This is a genomic window from Clostridium zhoujianii (assembly GCF_051590805.1).
In the GTDB taxonomy this organism is placed as follows: Bacteria; Bacillota; Clostridia; order Clostridiales; family Clostridiaceae; genus Clostridium.
Window position 1 is genome coordinate 1,097,290 of sequence record NZ_JBPUTF010000001.1, and the last position, 23,331, is coordinate 1,120,620.

Annotated in this window: 15 protein-coding genes, 1 pseudogene and 1 riboswitch; of the genes and pseudogenes, 14 read left to right on the top strand and 2 right to left on the bottom strand. The window is 29.7% G+C overall.

The window, feature by feature from the left end; all coding sequences use genetic code 11:
• Positions 1-15 precede the first annotated feature (15 nt).
• The 3 genes from ade (at position 16) to ACSYT2_RS05190 (ending at position 5,477) form a co-directional block, all read left to right on the top strand.
• Entirely contained in the window at positions 16-1,749 is a 1,734-nt protein-coding gene (ade, locus tag ACSYT2_RS05180; RefSeq protein ID WP_438383894.1) for an adenine deaminase, read from the top strand.
• A 25-nt stretch (positions 1,750-1,774) separates the two neighbouring features.
• The gene (locus tag ACSYT2_RS05185; protein ID WP_430856119.1) at positions 1,775-3,340 is read left to right on the top strand and encodes a xanthine/uracil/vitamin C permease; all 1,566 of its coding nucleotides are present in this window, start codon (positions 1,775-1,777) and stop codon (positions 3,338-3,340) included.
• A 190-nt stretch (positions 3,341-3,530) separates the two neighbouring features.
• On the top strand, positions 3,531-5,477 hold the full coding sequence (locus ACSYT2_RS05190) for a dockerin type I domain-containing protein (RefSeq protein ID WP_438383896.1): 1,947 nt from the start codon (positions 3,531-3,533) through the stop codon (positions 5,475-5,477).
• Positions 5,478-5,665: 188 nt separating this feature from the next.
• On the opposite strand, the gene ACSYT2_RS05195 is transcribed toward ACSYT2_RS05190, so the two are convergent.
• Positions 5,666-6,358 carry an LbetaH domain-containing protein gene (locus tag ACSYT2_RS05195; protein ID WP_438383898.1) on the bottom strand — a complete coding sequence of 231 codons (693 nt, stop codon included), beginning with the start codon at positions 6,356-6,358 and terminating at the stop codon, positions 5,666-5,668.
• 270 nt (positions 6,359-6,628) lie between these two features.
• Here ACSYT2_RS05195 and ACSYT2_RS05200 point away from each other — a divergent pair, with 270 nt between their 5' ends.
• The 7 genes and pseudogenes from ACSYT2_RS05200 (at position 6,629) to ACSYT2_RS05235 (ending at position 12,244) form a co-directional block, all read left to right on the top strand.
• On the top strand, positions 6,629-7,840 hold the full coding sequence (locus ACSYT2_RS05200; protein ID WP_438383900.1) for a BaiN/RdsA family NAD(P)/FAD-dependent oxidoreductase: 1,212 nt from the start codon (positions 6,629-6,631) through the stop codon (positions 7,838-7,840).
• A gap of 26 nt (positions 7,841-7,866) precedes the next feature.
• Positions 7,867-8,424, top strand: a pseudogene (locus tag ACSYT2_RS18535) (GNAT family N-acetyltransferase).
• A gap of 227 nt (positions 8,425-8,651) precedes the next feature.
• The gene (locus ACSYT2_RS05215; RefSeq protein WP_438383904.1) at positions 8,652-9,725 is read left to right on the top strand and encodes a helix-turn-helix domain-containing protein; all 1,074 of its coding nucleotides are present in this window, start codon (positions 8,652-8,654) and stop codon (positions 9,723-9,725) included.
• Between the two features lie 118 nt (positions 9,726-9,843).
• A complete protein-coding gene (locus ACSYT2_RS05220) occupies positions 9,844-10,290 on the top strand; it encodes a GNAT family N-acetyltransferase (protein WP_438383905.1) in 447 nt (148 codons plus the stop codon).
• A gap of 517 nt (positions 10,291-10,807) precedes the next feature.
• Complete coding sequence (locus tag ACSYT2_RS05225) at positions 10,808-11,272, top strand: VOC family protein (RefSeq protein ID WP_438383907.1); 465 nt, start codon at positions 10,808-10,810, stop codon at positions 11,270-11,272.
• Positions 11,273-11,526: 254 nt separating this feature from the next.
• Positions 11,527-11,742 carry a hypothetical protein gene (locus ACSYT2_RS05230; RefSeq protein ID WP_438383909.1) on the top strand — a complete coding sequence of 72 codons (216 nt, stop codon included), beginning with the start codon at positions 11,527-11,529 and terminating at the stop codon, positions 11,740-11,742.
• A gap of 37 nt (positions 11,743-11,779) precedes the next feature.
• Positions 11,780-12,244 carry a hypothetical protein gene (locus ACSYT2_RS05235; protein WP_438383910.1) on the top strand — a complete coding sequence of 155 codons (465 nt, stop codon included), beginning with the start codon at positions 11,780-11,782 and terminating at the stop codon, positions 12,242-12,244.
• A 94-nt stretch (positions 12,245-12,338) separates the two neighbouring features.
• Here ACSYT2_RS05235 and pdxR read toward each other — a convergent pair whose 3' ends face one another.
• Positions 12,339-13,760, bottom strand: a complete 1,422-nt coding sequence (pdxR, locus tag ACSYT2_RS05240; RefSeq protein ID WP_438383912.1) for a MocR-like pyridoxine biosynthesis transcription factor PdxR — start codon at positions 13,758-13,760, stop codon at positions 12,339-12,341.
• A gap of 139 nt (positions 13,761-13,899) precedes the next feature.
• On the opposite strand from pdxR, the gene ACSYT2_RS05245 reads away from it, so the two are divergent.
• The 4 genes from ACSYT2_RS05245 to ACSYT2_RS05260 all read left to right on the top strand — a co-directional run bounded on the left by ACSYT2_RS05245 (position 13,900) and on the right by ACSYT2_RS05260 (position 23,163).
• A complete protein-coding gene (locus tag ACSYT2_RS05245; RefSeq protein WP_438385001.1) occupies positions 13,900-14,313 on the top strand; it encodes a CGGC domain-containing protein in 414 nt (137 codons plus the stop codon).
• 123 nt (positions 14,314-14,436) lie between these two features.
• Positions 14,437-15,198, top strand: coding sequence for a class I SAM-dependent methyltransferase (locus ACSYT2_RS05250; protein ID WP_438383915.1), 762 nt, complete (start codon positions 14,437-14,439; stop codon positions 15,196-15,198).
• 165 nt (positions 15,199-15,363) lie between these two features.
• Positions 15,364-15,528 carry a hypothetical protein gene (locus ACSYT2_RS05255; RefSeq protein ID WP_438383917.1) on the top strand — a complete coding sequence of 55 codons (165 nt, stop codon included), beginning with the start codon at positions 15,364-15,366 and terminating at the stop codon, positions 15,526-15,528.
• A gap of 51 nt (positions 15,529-15,579) precedes the next feature.
• Positions 15,580-15,663: riboswitch (cyclic di-GMP riboswitch) on the top strand.
• Between the two features lie 153 nt (positions 15,664-15,816).
• On the top strand, positions 15,817-23,163 hold the full coding sequence (locus tag ACSYT2_RS05260) for an NPCBM/NEW2 domain-containing protein (protein ID WP_438383919.1): 7,347 nt from the start codon (positions 15,817-15,819) through the stop codon (positions 23,161-23,163).
• Positions 23,164-23,331 lie beyond the last annotated feature (168 nt).

Here is a 23,331-nt window from a genome sequence, read left to right on the forward strand (position 1 = left end):
AGGGGTGGCGTAGTTATGGAAAGAAAAGATCTTAAAAAACTAATTGATATATCAGCAGGTAGAATTCCTGCTGATAAAGTAATAAAGAATTGTAAAGTTGTAGACGTTTATGGGGGAACTATAATTGAGGGAGATATTGCAATTTGTGATAACTTAATTGCTGGTGTAGGTAACTATGAAGGTAAAGAAGTTATTGATGCAAAGGGGAAATATGCAGCTCCTGGTTTTATAGATAGTCATATTCATATAGAGTCATCTTACCTTAGCCCAGAGGAGCTTGGAAGATTAATTGTTCCTCATGGTACAACAACTATAATTGCAGATCCACATGAAATAACAAATGTATGTGGATTTAAGGGTGTAAATTATATGTTAAAGGCATCAGAAGGAACAGCTCTTGATATTCAATTAATGTTACCTTCATGTGTACCAGCTACACCACTTGAACATTCAGGTGCTAGAATAGATGCAAAAGATATGATAGAACCTATGGGAAGCGATAGTATCCTTGGGTTAGGTGAATTTATGAATTTTCCTGGAGTTGTTGAAGGTCATGATGATGTTCTAGACAAGCTTCTTGTAGCTAAGAATGAAGGAAAAGTTATTGACGGGCATAGTCCAGGACTAGTAGGAAAAGCACTAAATGCTTATGCTGCAGCTAATATCCAAACAGATCATGAATGTTCAACAGTTGAAGAAATGCATGATAGGATTTCACGTGGACTTTATGTAATGCTTCGTCAAGGGTCAGCATGTCATAATCTTAGAGCTTTAGCTAAGGGAGTTACTCCTTTTAATAGTAAGCGTTGCTTACTTTGTGCAGATGACTGCCAACCTAAGACAATTTTAAGTGTAGGACATTTAGATAATAACTTAAGAATGTGTGTAGAAGAGGGAATCGATCCAATTATAGCAATTCAAATGGCTACTTTAAATTCAGCAGAATGTTATGGTTTAAAGGATAGAGGAGCAATTGTACCAGGATTAAGAGCAGATATAGTAATTATGGATGATCTTAAAGACTTCAAGGTAGAGAGAGTTCTAATTGAAGGACAAGATGTAGCAGAAGCTGGTAAGTACAAGTTACCAATATCACATTATGATATTTCTGATACAAAGGGAAGCTTCCATGTAAAAGATTTTTCAAAGGAAAAATTAAGGTTAACAATTAATGCTAATAAAGCACATGCTATTAACATTTTACCTGGCGGAGTAGTTACAAGTAAGGAAGTTGTAACCATTACTCGTGATGAAAATAATGAGTTTATTTATAATCCAAGTGAGGATGTTGTTAAAGTAGCTGTAGTTGAACGTCATCAGAACACAGGAAATGTGGCAGTTGCACTATTAAAGGGTTACGGAATTAAAGAAGGAGCTGTAGCACTTTCTGTAGCTCATGATTCTCATAATATTATAGTAGTAGGTGTAAATGATGATGATATGGCCTATGCTGTAGAAGAACTTATAAGTCAAGGTGGAGGAATTATACTTGTAAAAGATAAGAAAGTTATTGAAAGTATGCCAATGCCAATAGGTGGACTTATGAGTGATCAAAATGGAGAATGGGTAGATAAAAAGTTAACAAGTATACACAAGATGGCACATGAAATTCTTAAGGTAAGTGGAGATGTAGAACCTGTTATGACACTTTGCTTTATGTCCTTAGCTGTTATCCCAGAATTAAAGATCACAGATATGGGATTATTCGATGTGACACAATTTAAATTTATACCAATTGAAGCAGAGTAAGAAGATTAATAGGGGGCATAGATAAATGATTAAATCAAAAAATAGTATACCATTTTTTTCTACAGGAGATATAGGTGGTCTAACATATACACTTACAAATAATATAGTAAATTATCTTATAGTAATAGCAACATTATCAGGAGTTCTTGGATGGTCAGATGATCTAGTTTACGGACGTGTTATACCTGGTATGTCAATAGGCCTTTTAGTGAGTGGAGCCTATTATGCATTTATGGCATACAAATTAGGTAAAAAAGAAGGAAGAAATGATGTAACAGCATTACCATCAGGTGTATCAACACCAGCAATGTTTGTTATATTATATGGGGTAATAATGCCATTACACTATGCATTAGGTGATGCTGAACTTACATGGTCAGCAGCAGTTGCAGCATGTTTTATTGGTGGATTTGTTGAATTCCTTGGTGGTTTTATAGGACCTTGGATGAAGAAAAGAGTCCCACGTGCAGCTCTTTTAGGAACTGTGGCAGGTATTGGATTTATATGGATGGCTACACAAGGGGTATTTGATGTGTTTAGTGATCCTATTATAGGACTTCCAATTTTACTTGTAGCAATGGTTGGCGTATTCGGAGGGTATTTATTCAAGAAGAAATTTCCACCACTTGTGCTTGCAATTATAGGGGGAATAATATATGCGCTAGCCCTTGGACGTACAAATGTTGATTTTTCAGGAATAGGATTCTATGTACCAAATCCAGTTACTTCTATTCAAGCCCTTATAAATGGGTTCTCAATAGTAGCACCTTATTTAACAATAATAATTCCAATTGAAATCTATAACTTTATAGAAACAATGGATAATGTTGAAGCAGCTAATGCAGCTGGTGATAACTATAGTATAAGAGAAGCACAATTTGCAGATGGTATTTGTACTATGATTTCTGCAGCTTGTGGTGGAGTTGTACCAAACACAGTATGGCTTGGACATGCTGGACTTAAGAAATCTGGAGCAAGAATAGGATTTTCTTGGCTTGGAGGAGTTCTATTAGGGATTGCAGGGGTATTCGGACTATTTACATTCTTTAGTCAGTTAGTTCCACCAGCAATTGCAGCAATAACTTATTTATGGTGTTCAGTTGTTATGGTATCTCAATCCTTTAAGGAATGTAAAGTTAAGCATTATGCTGCTATTGCAATAGCAATGGTGCCACCAGTAGCAGATTATTTATATACTCAAATTACTGGAGCTGTAGGATTAGCTGATATTTGGACAGAAACATTACCTTCAGGAGTGCTAGGATATGAAGCAGAGGTATCAAAGTACTTAATTGACCATGGTGTAATGTGGAGAGGGGTTGCAGAAGTAAAATCTGGAGCAATCATAATTGGTATTATCCTTGGTACTATAACTGTGTTTATTATAGATAAGCGTTTAGATAAGGTAGCTATTACAGCATTGGCTGCAGCAGGACTTGCCTTATTTGGATTTATACACAGCGCTGCTTTAGGATTCTATATAACATCACCTTTTGTTATGGGATATTTAATCTTTGCAGTAATTAGTTATATTCTTCATTTAGGTAGTGGAAAATGGTTTGATGCTCCTGATGATTTTGAATATGTATAGGAAGAATAATAAAAATAGTGAATTTTAAGGCTACACCTGTTCACTAATAGAAACCTCCATAGTACAGAGATGTATTGTGGGGGTTATTATATTACATATTATTTGAAAAGAATTCAAACAAATTAGAATTTATTACAAAAATAAAGAACTATGATAAATATGGTAAGTAATATAAATAGGGGGAAGAATAATGAGAAACTATAAGAGACTAATGTCTTTGTTATTAGTAAGTTTAATTATAATTTCTAATAATAAAATAATTTCAGTTTATGCTTATGAAAAAGATCAGGTTAACACACTTAGTAGTAAAAAAGAATTAAATAAAGTTTATGATGAAAATGTTAATAGAGCAGTAGATGTAACACCACCAATATTACATATTAATACATTAAAGGTAGACAAGAAGGAGGCAAAGGTAGGAGAGACTGTTAATATAAGCCTTAAGGCAACAGATGATTTATCAGGAATAAAGAGGGTAGAGGTATACTATAATACACCTATAACTAATAAATTTGAACTTGTAAAATTATCTTATGATGAAAAGGAAGATTTATATAAAGGTAATATTTATATAAATGAAAATATAGAAGAGGGAGAATGGAAAATAAATTATATTGCATTAACAGATCATCTGAATAATTATATAAGCTATCATAAAAATAGAAATGATTTCACTGCATTAACCTTTAATGTAAAGAATGATAAAGAAATAGATGTAACAGCACCAATATTACACATGGATACATTAAATGTGGACAAGAAGGAAGCTGATATAGGAGATACAGTTAACATAAGCTTTAAAGCAACAGATGATTTATCAGGAATAAGAAGTATTAAAGTATATTATAGTACACCTATAACTCAGAAAATGAGGCTTGTACAAGTATATTATGATGAAATTGAGAATTTATATAAAGGTAGTATTTATATAGATGAAAACTCCGAAGAGGGACAGTGGAAAATAAATTATATTGCGCTAACAGATACTATGAGTAATTACGTGAGTTATCATAGTAGTAGAAATGACTTTGCTGCATTAGCTTTTAATGTGAAAAATGATAGGGAAGTAGATGTAACACCACCAATAATATATATGGATACATTAAATGTAGACAAGAAAGAAGCAAATATAGGAGATACAGTTAACATAAGCTTTAAAGCAACAGATGATTTATCAGGAATAAGTAGTATTAAAGTATATTATAGTACCCCTATAACTCAAAAAATGGAGCTTGTACAAGTATACTATGATGAAAATGATAATTTGTATAAAGGTAGTATTTACTTACATGAAAACTCAGAAACAGGGGAATGGAAAATAAATTATATTGCATTAACTGATACTATAAATAACTTTATAAGTTATTATAATAAAAATAATGAGTTTAATGATTTAAGTTTTAATGTAGTGGAGGATACTAATGAAACAGCTCCAATAGATAATACTACAGTAGTTACAAAAAATGAAACATGGTCAAACAAGACAGTAGAAGGAGATGTATATGTGGGACCAAACACAGTTTTAATAATAAACGGTAATGTAAATATAAGCGGTAATGTTTATGTTTTAGGCGCACTTAAAACATATGGAGGTTTAAATATACAGGGATCTTTAAATGGAAGAAGTATGAGTTTTGGAGGGAATCCTACATTATATAACGGAACAGTAGTTGTAAGTGGTTCAAATTCAATAAACTCTACAACAATGAAGGATTACCCGGTGGAGGATATACCAATAAGAATCGATAATATATCATTATCTCAAGAAAAGGGGAAAGTAAATATTCAAGGAGCAACTTTAGATATTTCAGATATGTATGTAGAAGATGAAAAGGTTACTTTAGATTATAAAGGAAGATTTGATTTAAAGGATATTAATATAGGGAACAAAAGTAGTATTACAGTGAAGTTTATCACTGTCTTTGGAAATGTGATAACTAAGAAAATTAGCATTAGTAATGACAAAGAGGATATAAATCAAGATGGCGTTGTGGACATGCTCGATATTGCATTACTAAGTGAAAATTATAATAAAACAAATAATGAAAGTGGTTGGAATATTAAACTGGATATCAATAATGATGGGATAATTGATATTTATGATTTAGTATTAGTAGCTAGAAAGCTGTTGACTTAGGGTTAATTCCAAGTTGTAATATAAAAATTGTTAGTTGGACAACGTAAACTACTTAAAGAAAGAATGGAAGAAATGAATAATACTATAGAGCCTCTTGATTATAAAATTACAAGATATTAAAATGCGTTAGTGAAAAGTATTTAAAAAAAATCCAGAACAGTTTAAATCTGTTCTGGATCTTTCTATAATTATTTATTTCGTAGGTTCTTATAGTCCTTATGATTGCAAGAAAGACCACAACTGCATCTTGTATCACCAAATTTTTGAGAATAGCTCTGAGAAAGTTCAATATTCGTATTAATTACTCCCTTAGCAAATTCTTCATTACTGTCTGATACCATTTTTAAACAATCTGCCTTATCTTGGGTATCAATAATAGCCCCAACAGGAACATATCTATTACAAGGAATCCTTACTCCATTAGTAATAATAGCACCTAAATCAATGTAACAGCCATCTTCAACAATAGAATTAAAAACAATACTGTTAAAGCCAACAAAGGTATTATTTCCAACTATACATGGCCCGTGGATTAATGCTCCATGCGCTATACTAACCTCTTTTCCTATATAGATTGAATAGGTATCATCATTTACACAGAATTTCATATCCTTTAATCCATGTAAGATTACCCCATCTTGAATATTACTTCTAGAGCCAATATAAAATGGTGTACCTTCATCAGCCCTAAGGGTAGCATTGCATCCAATAAAGACATCATTACAGATTCTTACATCACCTATAATACTAGTAAAAGGTCCTACAAAAGCAGTTTTAGAAATAGTTGGATAGATGCTAATAGGATTAAAAGAAGTAATTGGGTTACTACTAACAAAATATGAATATGAATTATTTGGACCAATAGGGGTAGATTTACTCATTATGTTTCTCCTGAAAATTATTACTATAATATATTTATAAACTATGATTATTGTGAAAATAGAATTTCTATAGTATAAGTTAAGATAAAATATATGTAAAATATTACCAGGGAAATAATATGATAATATTAAAAGAGATATGTGATAAGATAAGATCATTTTCTATATTACAAAACAAAAATAATACTTAAAAAATAAAGAGATAATAGTATGATATAATTATAAAATTGATAAATAAGTTCATTATAAATTAAACTAAGGAGTAATAGTATGGGAAAAGTTATTATAGTTGGAGCAGGTCCAGCTGGAATTATGGCAGCACTAACTGCAGCAAAGTCTAATGAGGTAGTGCTAATTGAGAGAAATAATGAGATAGGTAAGAAATTAAGACTTACAGGTGGTGGTAGATGTAATATTACCAATCACAGAGCAATTGAAGAATTTTTTAGTAAGGTAGTTAATAATAATAAATTTTTATATAGTGCTTTTTATACTTTTACAAATCAGGATTTACTAAATTATTTAGATGAAAATAATCTAGAGTATAAAATTGAGTATGATAATGATTTTAAAGTTTATACAAAAAGTGATAAGTCAGATGATGTTATTGAGGTATTTAGAAATAACCTAATTAATAGTAATGTAAAAATACTCTATGGAACTAAGGTTGAAGATCTAATTATAGATGATAATACAATAAAAGGTGTTGTTACTGATTGTGGTGAAAAGATATTAGGTGATAAAGTGATTGTGACAACGGGAGGAAAGAGTATTCCTGCGACAGGATCAGATGGTAGTATGTATTCTGTATTAAGCAAATATGGTCATACTATTATGCCTTTATATCCAGCATTAATACCCTTAGTCATAAAAGAAGGTTTTGTTAAGAATCTTCAAGGGGTAGCTATGAAGGATGTAGTTATTCAAACTAAGATTAAAAAGAAAAAAGTTCAGCTATATGGAGATATGATATTCACTCATTTTGGAATTTCAGGACCAGCAGTATTAAAAGTATCTTCATATATTAATAAGTCATTAGAGGATGGAGAGATAGAAATTATTTTAGATTTCTTAAGGGATAAATCTAAGGAGGAAATGTCTAAGCTAATTAGAGAAAATACTAGCAAAACAGTATTAAATAATATTAAGGGATTATTACCAGGTAACTTCTTGAAGGAGATCATAAGCTTATTGGATTTAACAGAGACAAAAGCTAGTGACCTTAAGAAGGAAGATGAGAATAAGCTTATTAGCTACATAAAGGAAATGAAACTTACTGTACTAGAAACATTAAGTATAAAGGCAGCTATGGTAACAAGTGGAGGAGTTAGTGTTAAAGAAATTAACGCTTCTACAATGGAGTCGAAACTTATTAAGAATCTATTTTTTGCAGGAGAAGTAATGGATGTAGATGCAGAAACAGGTGGATATAATCTTCAGATAGCATTTTCTACAGGATATTTGGCTGGAAGGGATTTTTAGAAAAATTAAAGATATTAGGGGTAGTTATGAAAAATTTAGGAACGAATACATTAGAAACAGAAAGATTAATATTACGTAAGTTTACTTTAGAGGATGCCCAACCTATGTATGATAATTGGGTTAATGATTATGAAGTGATAAAATACTTAACATGGCCTAAACATAATTCTGTAGATGATACTAAAATAGTTTTAGGGGATTGGATTACTTAGTATAATAAACAGGATTATTATCATTGGGCCATTGCATTAAGGGATGACCTAAAGAATCCAATTAGAAGTATTGGTGTAGTGCATAATGATAATAGGATTAAAATGGCTCATATAGGGTATTGCATTAGCAGAAGCTTCTGGAATAAGGGTATTACATCAGAAGCTTTGGCTGAGGTTATAAAGTTTCTAATTCTTGAAGTAGGCATTAACCGTGTAGAATCAAGACATGATCCTAGAAATATTAATTCTGGAAGAGTTATGACTAAATGTGGCATGAAGTATGAAGGCACTATGAGACAAGCTGACTGGAATAACCTAGGAATTTGTGATTATTCCCAATATGCAATTCTTGCTTCTGATTATAAAAAGTAATATAAATATTAAAATATCCCATTATTCAGTGATGAATTTGGGATATTTTTTATAATTCAAATAGAAGATTAAAATAGCTATTAATATTAAAGGAAATATATATAAGTTGAATAGAACGCAACTTTTATTAACTTAAACATGAGATACTATCAATTGTCCAGAAGAAAAATCAGGATTATAATTGATTTATTAAAAAGCTCTTAATTAAAGAAATTGGAGGTATAGGATTGGATAGATTAAATGTTGGTGAGATAATTCTAAGGTTAAGAAAAGAGAAAGGAATTACTCAAGATCAATTAGCCTCTATGGTTGGGATTTCTGCAGGTGCAGTAAGTAAGTGGGAAAATGGAAATTCAATGCCAGATATCTCATTATTATCTCCCCTAGCACGAGCCTTAAATACAACTCCTGATGTACTTTTGAGTTTTCATCAGGACCTTTCAGAAAAAGAGGTTAGTAATATTAAAGAGGAACTAACGAAGTTATTTTTACATGAAGGTTATAAAGAAGGGGAAGAAAAATCCCAGATGTACTTAAAGAATTATCCGAATAGCATTCATTTAAAAGTTGTTATAGCTAGCCTACTTAATATGTATTTGATGATGTCAGAAGATAATTCAGAAGAATTTATTAAAAGAAAGAGGATGGAATCTTTAGGTTTATTCCAAGAGGTAGTGGAAAATAGGGATCCTAAATATACATCAATTGCATTATTTTCAATTGCGCATATCCAGATGGAACTTGGAAACTATGAAGAAAGTGAAAAAGCCCTTAATGATATTTCACAAACTATAGATCCAGTAACATTATATCCAGCTCTTTTTATAAAGCAAGGAAAAACTAAGGAAGGGATGAAGTATTGCAATAATAAATTATTGTATTACGTTAATAATAGTTGTTTTATGCTTATAATGCTGGCAAAAATATCAAAAGTACAGGGAGATTATGAAAAGGCAATCTTTTATTTAGAGTCTTCTCATGCACTACATAATATATTTAAAATTGGGATAAATGCAGCAACATATAATTTTATAAAACTATATATTGAAACAGATAAGAAAGAAGAAGCAGCAAAATGGTTTAAAACTTATGTAGATGAATTAATTTCTACTGGTTATGATTATCATAGCAATCCATATTTTGAAGAGATTGAGTTAGAAGTAAAAGAAGAAGAACAGAAGGTAATGAGAAAGAGGTTACTAGAAGAGATGGTAGGGGAAGAGGAGTTCAAGGCGTTAGCTGGAATTTTAGATTATGAAAGTGCAATTAATAAATTAAAGGATGCTATTTCTGAAATGTAGATAGCTTAATATAAGTAGAGTTGGTCAATTGAAAATCAAAGAAATTTATATTACAGTATATCTTATAATAAATTCATAATAGGAAGATCTTATTTAGTTATTTTTTGGGTGGTGGAGGATGTATAATCTAATTGAATTTACAGAAGAATTACAAGAAAGGGTTATAAATTTTTATTCAAATTGTCTGTTAGAATCAGGTCGTAAATTTGAACCAAATGGAAGACATCAGGCTTTGGTAAATATAAAGGATGCTTATGACATTTTTTTGTGTTTGGAATTAAACAATAAAATAATTGGAACTGTTGGAGTAAAAAACTTAGGATGCTTTAAGTGTGAACTTAAGTCAATGTACCTATTAAGGAAATATCATGGAAATGGACTAGGTCAAAAGATGATTGATAAGGCGTTAGATTATGCTAAAAAGAAAGGTTTTAAAGAAATGTACTTGGATACTTTGAAAACCAGCACGGGAGCAATCAGACTTTATAAGAAAAATGGATTCCTTGAAACAATAAGATATAACAATAACATGGTAGCAGATGTTTTTATGAAAAGAGAAATCTAAAAACAGGTATAGTGTTAAGAAAACTTAAAATAAATGTCAATATCAGATTCAAATATCCCACTATTCAAAAGGAATGTGGGATATTTTTTTGTTTTAAATCTTAATAAAATATGTACTACCAGCCTAATATGTATAGCCAAAATATAAACCAAGGGGGAATAAAAAGTGACTCTATTAAGCTAGTAATTAAAGAATAATACAATTGTAAATAAATGTAAAACTCCATATATGGGGCTGAGAGGTGGATAAAGTAGATGTAATTGTTTAAAACTAACTTTTAATACAAAAATTGTAGATTTAGTAGATACTTTAATTCAGTAATATTTATAATTATAAGTAGAGAAATTTAACAAGGAATTACATAAAATGGTATACTTAACTTTATTAGAAGGGATTATTACAAAGATTGTTATGTTTATTAATTTACTTATTTTATAGATGGCTCTTAAAATATAATTAAAAAAATAGTGTAGTGTTCTAATTACAATATAAGAACTACAGTGAGTGGAGGATTATAATGAAATTTTTAAATCCAATGATAGTTGTTTCTAATATGGAAATGTCAAAGTTGTTTTACTATGAAGTACTAGGACTAGAGGTTATTTTTGATTTTGGAGCAAATGTAACCTTGACTGGTGGGATCAGATTACAGACAAAAGATACTTGGACTACATTCATTAACAAAGATGAGAAAGAGATTGTTTTTGGTAGCAATTCAACAGAATTATATTTTGAGGAGAATGATTTTGATGGCTTTATTAAAAGGATAAATTATATGGATGGAATTAGATATATACATCCTATTAAGGAACATTCTTGGGGGCAGCGTGTTATTCGTTTATATGATCTTGATCAGCACATTATTGAAGTAGGAGAGAATATGATTACTGTTGTTAGAAGATTTTTAGACAGTGGTTTATCAATTGAAGAAACTACTATTAGAATGGATGTATCCGTTGATTATGTTAAATTAGTGATTTAGTGTTTACATTTAGATAGTTTTTGCTACTTCGCTTGAGGTATAGGATAAATAGGATACATATTATAAATTAATTGAAAGTGATAATATTCTATTATATGATTTTGAAAAAAACACATTCATATTGGATGTGTTTTTAAAGTTTAATGCTAAAATATATTATAATTACTAAGTAAGAAATATGAGTAATTTACAAAATATGCTATAATTATTATGATGTATATAACATTTATTAGAAAATATTATAGGGGGATAAGATGAAGAAGGTAATATTTGGAGGGATACTATTTATTGGTGGGTTATTAGGTCTATTAATATATCCAATAACTGCAGCATTCTCTAGAGAGGAAATATCTAGATTAGGAGGTAGCTTAGCAAATGATGGCGGAATAGTAATAGTTGGAATTATATTTGGAGCGATATCATTAACAGGGCTTGCAATATGTATTAACGAAGTATACGTAAAAAAATAGAAGGTAATAATACTTATTAACACAAGGAGTAGGTTTGATGAAAAATAAAAAAAAGCTTTTAATAATTATACTGAGCATATTTCTTATATTATCAGCAGGAGGAAATATTTATCAGTGGATAAAAGTTGGTAAATATAAAGAAAATTTAACAGCTTCAATCAAACAGAATTTATACTACTTTTCAGAAAACTGTGGTAATAGTAGTATAGATTCATCAGTATATACACGTATGGTATCTAGTATTGAATCAGCTAGAAATTCATATATTATATTAAATGATGGAGATAGTAGTATAATTGGTGGATATAATGATGAGTTGGCGAAATTACTAACTTATTTAACTATGCTTACACGTGATGAAAAAAAGAGGTTTGAAGAGTTTATTAGTAAGCAAGAAATGAATGAACTTATCTTTGACATATCTCGGAACCTAGAAGACAGAGACTCAATAAGTAAGGTTATTGATTTACTTAATGTTGTACTAGGTAAGTCACATTTTTAGTATGAAAATGTCTACAATTCTTTGAGTAAATATATTAAGATAATAAATACTAATATTGTCCTTAGCTACTATGCTAAAGATAGTATTAGTATTTTTACAATTTATTATTATTGTTATTATTAAGTATATCTCCAAGCAATTTTATTCCATCTTTTATTTGATTTTCATCTAGGCCCCCAAAACCTATTAAAAAAACTGGGTAGGCTAAATTACTAGGGGTTATCCAATATTTTGAGGTGGGATATATTTTCACACCGGCCATTTCCGTCTTTTGAATAATCATATCTTCAGACATACCATTTCTTATTTCTAGAAGTATGTGTAGGCCTGCCTTACCATCAATTAATCTAGCTTTACTATTTAAGTGATATTCTATCGATTCTATTAATATATTATATTTTCTACGATAGACTTTACGCATCTTTTGAATATGTCGTTCCCAGTAACCATTAGACATAAATAATTGAATAGTTTTTTGATTTAATCTTGAGGTTGGTTGCTCGTACATAGACATATTCTCTTTATATTTATCTAATAATTTCTTAGGTAAAACCATGTAGCTTGTACGTAAAGAAGGTGCAAGGGATTTTGAAAATGTACCAAGATAAATAACACGATTATTATTATCAAGACCTTGCAAGGATGGGATAGGTATACCAATATAACGAAACTCACTATCATAGTCATCTTCAATGATGTAGGCATTAGTACGATTAGCCCATTTTAATAGGTTTTGTCTTCTTGTAACAGGCATAACTACTCCAGATGGAAATTGATGAGAAGGAGTAATATAAACAAATTTTGGGGAAATTTCCTTTAAGGCCTTTAAGCAAATACCATCTTTATCAAGAGGGGTAGGAATTATTTTGAAGTTATTTTTCTCAAAAACAAACTTAGAATTACTCCAGCCTGGATTTTCTAGAGCTATTGATTTATTATCACAGTCTATTAATTCACATAATAACTGCAAGGAGTTAAGAGTACCTGATGTAATTATAACCTGACTAGATGAACACGATACACCTCGTGATGATCTAAGATAGTTTACTATTTCCTCTCTAAAATCCAATTCTCCCTGAGGATCTCCACATTGAAGAAGCTTTTCTTGAGATGATATTAAAGCTTGAGAAGTTAACTTTCGCCATATTTTAAAGTCAAAATTTTCACTATCAATAGTGCCATAATGAAAGTCATATTTGATATGATTTAAAAATGGGGTAGTAGAGATACACATTTCATTAAATTCTAGTGGTGTAGATAGTATTTCTTCAATCTGTTGAACATACATGCCACTTCGCTCTATACTTTCTATATATCCTTCAACTAGTAATTGTTGGTATGCATTATCCACTGTAATTTTGCTAACATTTAGATAATTTGCTAGATAACGAATAGAAGGTAGTTTAGTACCATTTTTAAGTTTATTAGATTTTATTTCTTCACGAATATATTTGTAAAGTTGTACATATAACGGTTCATTTGAATTTCTATCAAGATAGACTATTATATCCTTCATTAAATGCCTCCAGACTGTACCTATTAGTTAAACAAAAACTGTATCTAACGATATATACAATAACATGTTACACTATTTTCCAATAGAGTTCAAAGTAAATTAAGATAGTTGATTTTATTAATTGGGGGGAAGAATTATGATGAATGCAAAGTATGTTGTTATTATTCAGTGTGATCTTACACATAGAAGGTGTAGTGGTATTGCTTGTACTGATGCTTTTTATAATAAGGAGGGAATGTTTGAAAAATATGAAGATGATATAAGGTATATTTCTTTTACTTGTGGTGGATGTTGTGGAAAAAGTTTAGCAGCTAAATTAGAACAATTTTCTAAAAAATCTAGAGCCTTTAATAATACAAATAAAGATGATGTTTTTATTCACCTTTCATCTTGTATGGTAACTGATAATCATCATTCTGATAGATGTCCTCATGTAGATTATATTAAAAGTATTATTCTAAAAAAAGGCTACAAAAATATAGTGGAGAAATCATATATATATGGGAATACAGAAAAGAGAAAAGGGTGCCTACAAGAATTACTAGAGGCTTAAATTTAAATAAGCCTTAGTAAAATTCTTTAGGGCTAAATACTGTGAAGAATCAAAGGGAAATGAATTTACTCTTAATTTTCTTCTAGGATAGTAATTTTATTTTTATGAAATGGGGGAGTGTAAGTGGATTTAGTAAAGGAATATGAAAATCAAAATGAATGGAGACTGTGGGAAAGATATCTAAGTAAACTACCATTAGATAAAAATCAAACAATATATGATTTAGGATGTTCTATAGGAACAGTCTCTAAATTACTTTCTAGCAGAGGGGGAAAGGTAGTAGGTTACGATAATGACGAATATCTTTTAAAAAAGGCAATGATAGAAAAGAAAGATAACTGTAACTTTATTTTAGAGGATATTTTCAGCATAAATCCTATCAAGTTGGAAAAATGCCATGGTATTTGGATAAGTTTTGTTTTATCTTATGCAGAAAATCCAAGGTTATTTATTTCAAATTGGATTAAGTGTTTAAATAAGGGTGGCTGGTTTGCAATAGTTGATATTGACAATCTATTTTCAGGACACTTATCGGTAGAGGATAGATATTTAGATGTGATAAGAAGATTTGAAGAGGATTCATATAAAAATAAAACTTATGATTTTAAAATTGGAAGTAAGATAAAAGACCTTATGGTTCAAAATGGATTAGAGATATTTGTTGAAGAAAATGATTGGTACGATGATGAATTAAACTTTAAGGGAAGTGCTAATGAAAGTATTATTGAAAATTGGAAAGCAAGATTGGATAGAATGGTTAATTTGAAATCTTTACTAGGAAATAAGTACAATGAGTTTAGCACTCATTTTTGTTATGAAATTTCAAAACAAGATCATGTGGCAAGAGGGTGTGTAAAGTTTTATGTTGGTATAAAAAATTATTAAAGACTCTTCGTTAGGGAAGGAAGAAAGACTCCACAAAACTCAGTGACTGCTGAAAAAGTTGCTAGATATGAATATTAAGGATTTATGAAAATAAAGAGATAATTATTCGGGGATTCGTAAATAGAATGAAAAAATTAGTTCCTGATAAGTTAAAGGTGTTGATTGTTGCAAAAAGAAAAGGATAAAAACATTTTAAAGCCTATTTTTTCAAATAAGTATTTTGTGATATTCTTCACCTGTAAAGCTAAGAAATTAGCTATAAAACTTGTTTTATCAGTAATAGGCATAAAAGTATCAAATGATTTTTATAACAACATAGTATTTTATTAAAAAATATATTGAAATTACTGTTGAATGATGATAATATACAGCTGTAAATAAAAATTTAATAGGCAAATTTAGGGAAATCTAAAGACGCAAAACTATAGGGACTAAAGTGAATAACTATGTCAGCCAGTTGCCAAAGAGTACATTATACTTTTTGTTTTGAAGTAAATTAATATTGTTACATTTATTTGTTGTATAAAATATTAATCTATAAGGATACTATAAAGCTACTCTTTTAGAGTAGCTTTTTTTTAATGTACTTCTGAGGAGAATAAAAATCAGGGGGTAAAAATGAATAAAAGAAAAATCGCAGCAATAATGGCAGCAGCAGTAATCCTTAACTTTTCTGCAACACCAATAGAGGTTCTAGCAGATGAAATATCAAGGAATGTATCTTCAATAGTAGCAAAGAAAGATACTAAAGCAACTATAAGTAAGTTTGAGTTATTAAACAACAGCAATATAGGTGCTTATAATCAAATGTTCAAAATGGACAACTCAAATATTGAAGCTATAACTAATAATGGAGGTAACTATCCTGGTTCAACTATTAATAAATCAATAGATGGTGATTTTAATACACATTGGGAAACAGGGAAACCAAATAATGCTGAGTTTACAAATGAGGTTGTAGTTAAATTTAAGGAAGAAACAACTTTAAACAGAGTTGTATATGCAGCTAGACAATCATCGGCTAAAGGAAAAGGTTTTGCACAAGAAGTAGAAATCTATGGGTCACTTACTGATAATGAAGATGATTTTACTTTAGTAAGTACTGGTGAATATAAAGGTTCAACTGGTGATACAGTAGAAATTAAATTTAGTCCAACAGAATTTAAAAGAATAAAGTTTAAATTTATAAAAGCTAATCAAGACTGGGCTTCAGCTTCAGAATTTATGTTCTATAAAGAAGATAAAGTAAGTGATAAGATGAAGAACTTATTTACTGATGAAACAATGAGTCAAGTTAGTCAAGAGTTTAATACTGTAGAAAAGATAAATGCTTTAGATAAAGAAGTAAAGAATCATCCACTATACAATGATTTTAAAGAAGATATAGAAAATGCAAAGTTAATAGTAGAAAATAAAGGAGTTACTTACACTAATGCTAAGGTATCTAAATTTAAAGATATGAGTAGTGAAGTCCTTCCAGCCTACGATAAACTTTATAAAATTGATTCTAGTAAAATAAAATCAATAACAACAAATGGTGGTCAATATGCAAGTGAATCTATAAATAAAGCTATAGATGGTGATATAAATACAAAGTGGCATTCAGGAAAGCAAAATAGTACAAGCTTTACAAATGAAGTAATAATAGAGTTAAATGAGTTAACAAAATTAAATAGAATAGTATATACTGCGCCTAGAGGAACTAATAGAGGATTTGCAGAAGGATTTGATATATATGCATCAAGAACCAGTAAAGGTGAGACTTTTGAATTAGTATCAAGTGGATCATCACAGTTAACTCAAGACTCTATAGAAATAAGATTTAATCCTACAGAATTTAAGAGAGTTAAGTTTGTATATAAAATAGGATATGAAAACTGGGCTTGTGCAGCAGAATTTGGTTTATATACACAAGATGAAAGAGCAGAAAAAATAGAAAGATTATTCACTGATAATGCAATGAGTATAGTTAGTGAAGAATTTAATACTCTTGGTAAGATAAATGCTTTAGAAGAAGAAGTGAAGAATCATCCATTTTATGAAGAATATAAAGAAATCTTAGAAAATGCTAGGGAGTTAGTAAATCAACAAAAGGTAGAAGCAACAAAAGCAAATACAAAAGAATTTGAAGAATATTCTAATGAAAAATATTCTGAGTTATTTAAAATGGATAAGGAAAATATAAAAAGCATTAAGAATAATGCAGGTCAATATTTATCTCAAGTAATAACAAATGCTATAGATGGTAACTTAGATACATATTGGGAAACTAATAAAGCTAACACAAGTGACTTTACAAATGAAGTAGAAGTAGAATTTAAAGAAGCTGTAGAACTAAATAGAATAGTATATGGAGCAAGAAAATCTGATAATAAAGGATTTGCTAAAGAATTTGAGATATATGGTTCTACAACATCTAAAGGAGATACATATCAACTTGTTGCAACAGGTAGTCATAATAAAGTATCTGGACTAGTTGAAGCAAAATTCAATCCAATTAAATTTAAAAGAGTTAAATTTAGATTTAAAAATTCAGATCAAAACTGGGCTACATTATCAGAAATAGCATTCTATAAGCAAGATATTGTAAGGGATAAAGTTGATGATTTATTCACAAATAAATTAATGAATGAATTATCAGAAGAATTTAATACTATAGAAAAGTTACAGGCTTTAGAAAATGATGCTAAAGGACATCCTTTAGAAAATTCATTTAAAGAAGCATTTGAATTAGCTAATAAAATACTTAAGGGTGAATTAAAAACTGTAAAAGTTATTACAGCAGAACAACATGGAAATATGGTAGAACATGCTAATAAAAACTTAAAGTTTGGATTTGGTAATAATAATCAACCAACAGGAATATCTGCAAAACCAGGAGAAGAGATAACGGTTTATGTAGATGCAGATCCAAGTGAGCCAATGCCAAGCTTAGCATTTGCACAACAAGAAGGAAGTTGGTCTAGCTGGATGAGAACAGTGAATTTAAAGCCAGGTAAGAATGTAATAACTGTTCCTGAGGTAGCAAAAGATAGCTGGTATAAACTTGATGTAACTAGCGGAGGATCAATATATATAGTAAATCCTTATACTCCAAAAGAGCAATCTAAAGCTCCAGTTATAAGATTTGAGTCAGGTGATAAGTACCCATTCTTTACAGCAGACACCGACCTAGAAGAATTTAAAAACTACTTAATAGAGTATAAGAAGGCAATAGATGAAGATATAGCTAAAAATCCTAATGTTTTAGATAGAGAAGTATTAGATATATTTGAGTTTGTAAGTGATCATATAGTATGGACAGGTACTGCTACTGGAGCTTATGAAACATATATAGAAAATGGAGTAAATCCTTTAGATACAATAAAATCTTACAATACACTTATGGAAGAGCTATTTAGATATTATGGCTTAGATGGAAGTAATGAAAAAAATGATCCTAAATATATAAGAGAAAATATTAGAATAGCACAACCTTATGCATATATGTATGCAGCAGGAAATCATATAGGTGTAGGAAGAGATGTACTAGCAAGTGCCTTAGTTCCAATGGAAGAAAAAGGTGGATCATGGGGGATAATTCATGAAATAGGCCATAGAATGGACATGAGTGCAAGATTATTTGGTGAAGTTACAAATAACATGCTACCTATGTACATGTCAGGATACTACAATAATATGGATAATAGAATACCTTACGAAAATAATACTTATAAAAATGTCCTAAGTGAAAATTCTAATAAATATGTTGAAGGTGGAGCATTTGAGAGCTTGGCTGTATACTGGCAATTAGAAATGTATAAACCTGGATACTGGGGACTATTAAATAGATTGTATAGAGAAAAAGATGTTGACTTAGGAAAAGAAGATCCTACAAATGTTAAGATGCAATATTTAGTTAAATTCTCATCAGAAGTAATAGGTGAAGATTTAAGCGAATACTTTGCTAGACATGGATTTGAAGTTAATGAAGAAACTAAAGTAGAAACAAGTAAGTATCAAAAACCTAGTGGTAAGATATGGTACTTAAATAATAATAAATTTAAGTATGAAGGAAATGGATTTACAGAGGATACTAATTTAGAGCTTTCACTTCATAGATTAGAAAATGGAATTAAGTTAACATTTAATATAAGTAAAAGTGCTCAATCAGATTTATTAGGATACGAAATATTAAGAGATGGTGAGTTAATAGGATTTACTTCTACTAATTCATTCATAGATACAAATGCAGATAAAACTAAGAATTATAAGTATGAAGTAATACCTTATGACCTTAACTTAGGAACTGGTGAAAGTTCTGTAATTAATTCATTTACACCAAGTATGAGTATTCAACAAGAGAAGATTACGTTAGAACTTAGAGAAGAGTTTAATCCTATAGATTATATTAAAGCATTAAACTATGAAGGCAATGATATAACTTCTAAGGTTGAAGCGACAGACAATGTAGATACGAGCAGAAAGGGTAACTATCAAGTTAAGTATACAGTTAATGATGAAGGTATAGTAATAGAAAAGATTGTAGAAGTTGAAGTTGTGAGTAATTATGATTATTTATCAGATGTTGAATGGTTATCTGTAGAAACTCAATGGGGAACTCCAAGAAAAAACTATAATATAAAAGGTAGAGTAAATGGAGACATAAAAGAGTTTAATAAAGGTTTTGGAATCCATGCAAATGGTACAATCACTTATGATTTATCAGATAAAGAATATGATTACTTCGAAGCTTTACTTGGAGTTGATACAGGAATAGCAGCACAAAATAACTCAAGTATAAAATTTGAAATATTAGGTGATGGTAAAGTTCTAGCAACTACTGAAGTATTAAAGCATGCTGATAATATGGCATATGTAAATATACCAGTTAAAGGTGTAGAAGAATTAGTAATAAAAGTGACTGATGCTGGAAATGGAAACGCTTCAGATCATGCAGTAATAGCTAATCCTAAATTAACAACAAATAATGCTAAACCTGTTATTTCAGCTGTAGATAAGGTTTATAAATTAGGAGAAGTAGTAGACTTTATGTCAGGAATTACAGCAAGTGACAGTGAAGATGGTGATTTATCATCTAGAGTTGAAATAATTTCAAATAACTTTGAAGATGGTAAAATAGGTAGATTTGAAGTTGTTTATAAGGTAACAGATAGTGATAACAACATAGTTGAAACAAAAGCGTATGTTACTGTATATGAAGATTTCATTGTAAATAAATCTAATTTTGGTGAGTTTGAAAATTTAGATGAATATAACGCAGAATTTAAGCATGGAGTTTACTCTGTAAGTAATAATGCTGGAAGTTATCCAGGTACTATTATAGGTAATGCTATTGATGGCAATAGAAATACTCACTGGGAAACTAATAGACCAAATAGTGACACATTCCAAAATGAAGTAATATTTGATTTAGGCGAAAGCACAGAAATAAATAGAATTGCTTATAAAGCTCGAAATGGTGGAAAAGGATTTGCTAAGAAATTCGAAATATATACTTCAAATGAAGCAGAAGGAAATGACTTTATACTAGCAGGTAAAGGTGAATACACTGGAAATGTTAATGATGTTGTTGAGTTTAAAATTAATAAAACTACAGCAAGAAGAGTAATGTTTAAATTTATAGAAGCAAATCAAGATTGGGCTAGCATAGGTGAAATATCATTTTATGGGGAAGATATTTTAGCTGATAAGATAAACAATGATTTATTTACGGATAGAAGTAAGACAGAAGTTACTGAAAGCTACAATACCTTACAAAAGGTTGATGCATTAAGAGAAGAGGTTAAAAAACATCCAGCAGCTAAGTTATTTGAAAAAGATTTAGTTAGAGCAGAAGAAATAATAATAGCTAAGTTCCCAACATTAAAGGTTGAAGGTAAAACTTATGTTAAATTAAATAGTGATTATGATCTAAGATCAGGGGTTACTGCGAAGGACCAAGAAGATGGCGATATAACTGAAAATGTTAAAGTTAATAGTAATAACTTTAATATAGGTAAGACTGGAGAATACACTATAACTTACACTGTAATAGATAGTGATAATAATATTGTAACTAAAGATAGAAAAGTTGTAGTTTATAGTGAAAGTACTTATGTATCTGATATGGAATGGGAATCAGCAGTATCAGGATGGAAGACTGTAAACAAGGATTCAGCAGTTAATTTAATTAACAAGATAAAACTTAAGGTTAATGGTGAAATAAAAGAGTTTGATAAAGGTATAGGAGCTGCAACAAATGCAGAAATAATATATAAACTAGATGGAGATTATACTAACTTCTCAACATATGTAGGTACTGATAAGAACTATGATGATAGTAGAACTACTATAATATTCAAAATTTTTGCAGATGGAGAAGAGGTATATACTTCAAATGTAATAAGAAAAGATAGTGAAGCGGAACTTGTAAATCTTGATATTACGGGAGTAAAAGAACTTAAGTTAGTAGCAGATAATGCAGATGGTAATGGTCTTGGAGATTTTGCTTCATGGGCAGATACTAAATTATATACTACAAATGCAAAACCAAAATTAACTATACCAATATCAGTATCAACAAAAGTTGGACAAGAAATAGATATAAATGAAGAATATAGTGCAATAGATGCTGAAGATGGAGATATAACTGAAAAAGTTGAAGTAACTGGTAAAGTGAACTTCAATAAAACAGGAAAGTATCCAATAACTTATAAGGTAATTGATAGCGATGGTAATGAGGTAGTTAAAACAAGAACTATATCAGTAGTAGATATGAATGATTATAACTACTTAACAGATTATGATTGGAAATCAACTCAAAATAGTTATGCTGCCCCTAAAAAGGATAGAGCAGCAAGTGGTAATGCTTTAAGATTAACAAATAAAGATGGTAGTGAAATATCATTTGAAAGAGGTATAGGAGCTCATGCTACTTCAACAACAATATATGATTTAAGTGAAAAAGATTATTCATACTTCAGCTCCTATGTAGGTGTAGATAGACAAATGTTTGGTTCAGTTGGAACAGTTTCATTTGAAGTATATGTAGATGGAGAGAAGAAATTCGATAGTGGAGTAATGACTTCAAGAGATCATATGAAGTATCTAGAAGTTGATATAGCTGGAGCTAAAGAATTAAAACTTGTAGTAACTGATGGTGGAAATGGAATTGGATCAGATCATGCTACCTGGGGAGACACAAAGCTTCATTTTGCAAAAAATGTACAATGTAATTATGAAGAATTAGAGGCATTAGTAAATAAGGCTAAGAACTACGAAAAAGATGAATATACAGAAGAATCATTTAAGATATTAGATATAGCTTTAAATAAAGCAGATGTAATACTAATAGATAAAATAAGTACTCAGGATGAGATAAATTCTATGACTGCAGAATTAAATGAAGCAATTTCTAAACTAGAAGAAAAGGTAGATTTAAATGAAGTTATAACTATCAAGGATAATTATCTTAAGGATATTATAAAAAGAGAGCTTAATTTATCAAGTAATGACATAACTATAGGTGATATGTATAAATTAACAAAGTTATCAGCTTCATCTAAATGGATTACAAGTTTAGAAGGATTACAATATGCTAAAAACTTAGAGTCATTGGATGTATCATATAATGAAATTAAAGATTTATCACCACTTAAGAATCTTAAAAAGTTAACTAATTTAAATGCAAATCCTCAAATAATAACAGAGGGTATGCTATATGCAGAGAATAATAGAATAACATTAGATTACAAAGTATTAAATAGAAATGGTGATAAAGTAGCAGTAAAAGATATACTTATAAAAAGTAATAGAAGTACTGAAGCAGTTAATTTAACTTTAGATGAATTAATAGATGAAAATGGAGTTATTTCTTTTGATATTTCAAACTTTGATAAATATGTTCATAGTATATATATATTATGTGAAGATCAGGAAGATAATTTCTTAACTCAATCACTTTATATGTTTGATGTAAGATAATAAATGTTAAAATCTCCTTAGATTATAGATGTATAATCTAAGGGGTTTTTCTTTATTCATATAAATGGTATAAAGTGTTATTATTGTTATAATAGTACAAGTTATTATAGTATAAGGGTAAAATATCAACATTCTACTTTTAATCTACTAACTCTACCAGCAGTAGGT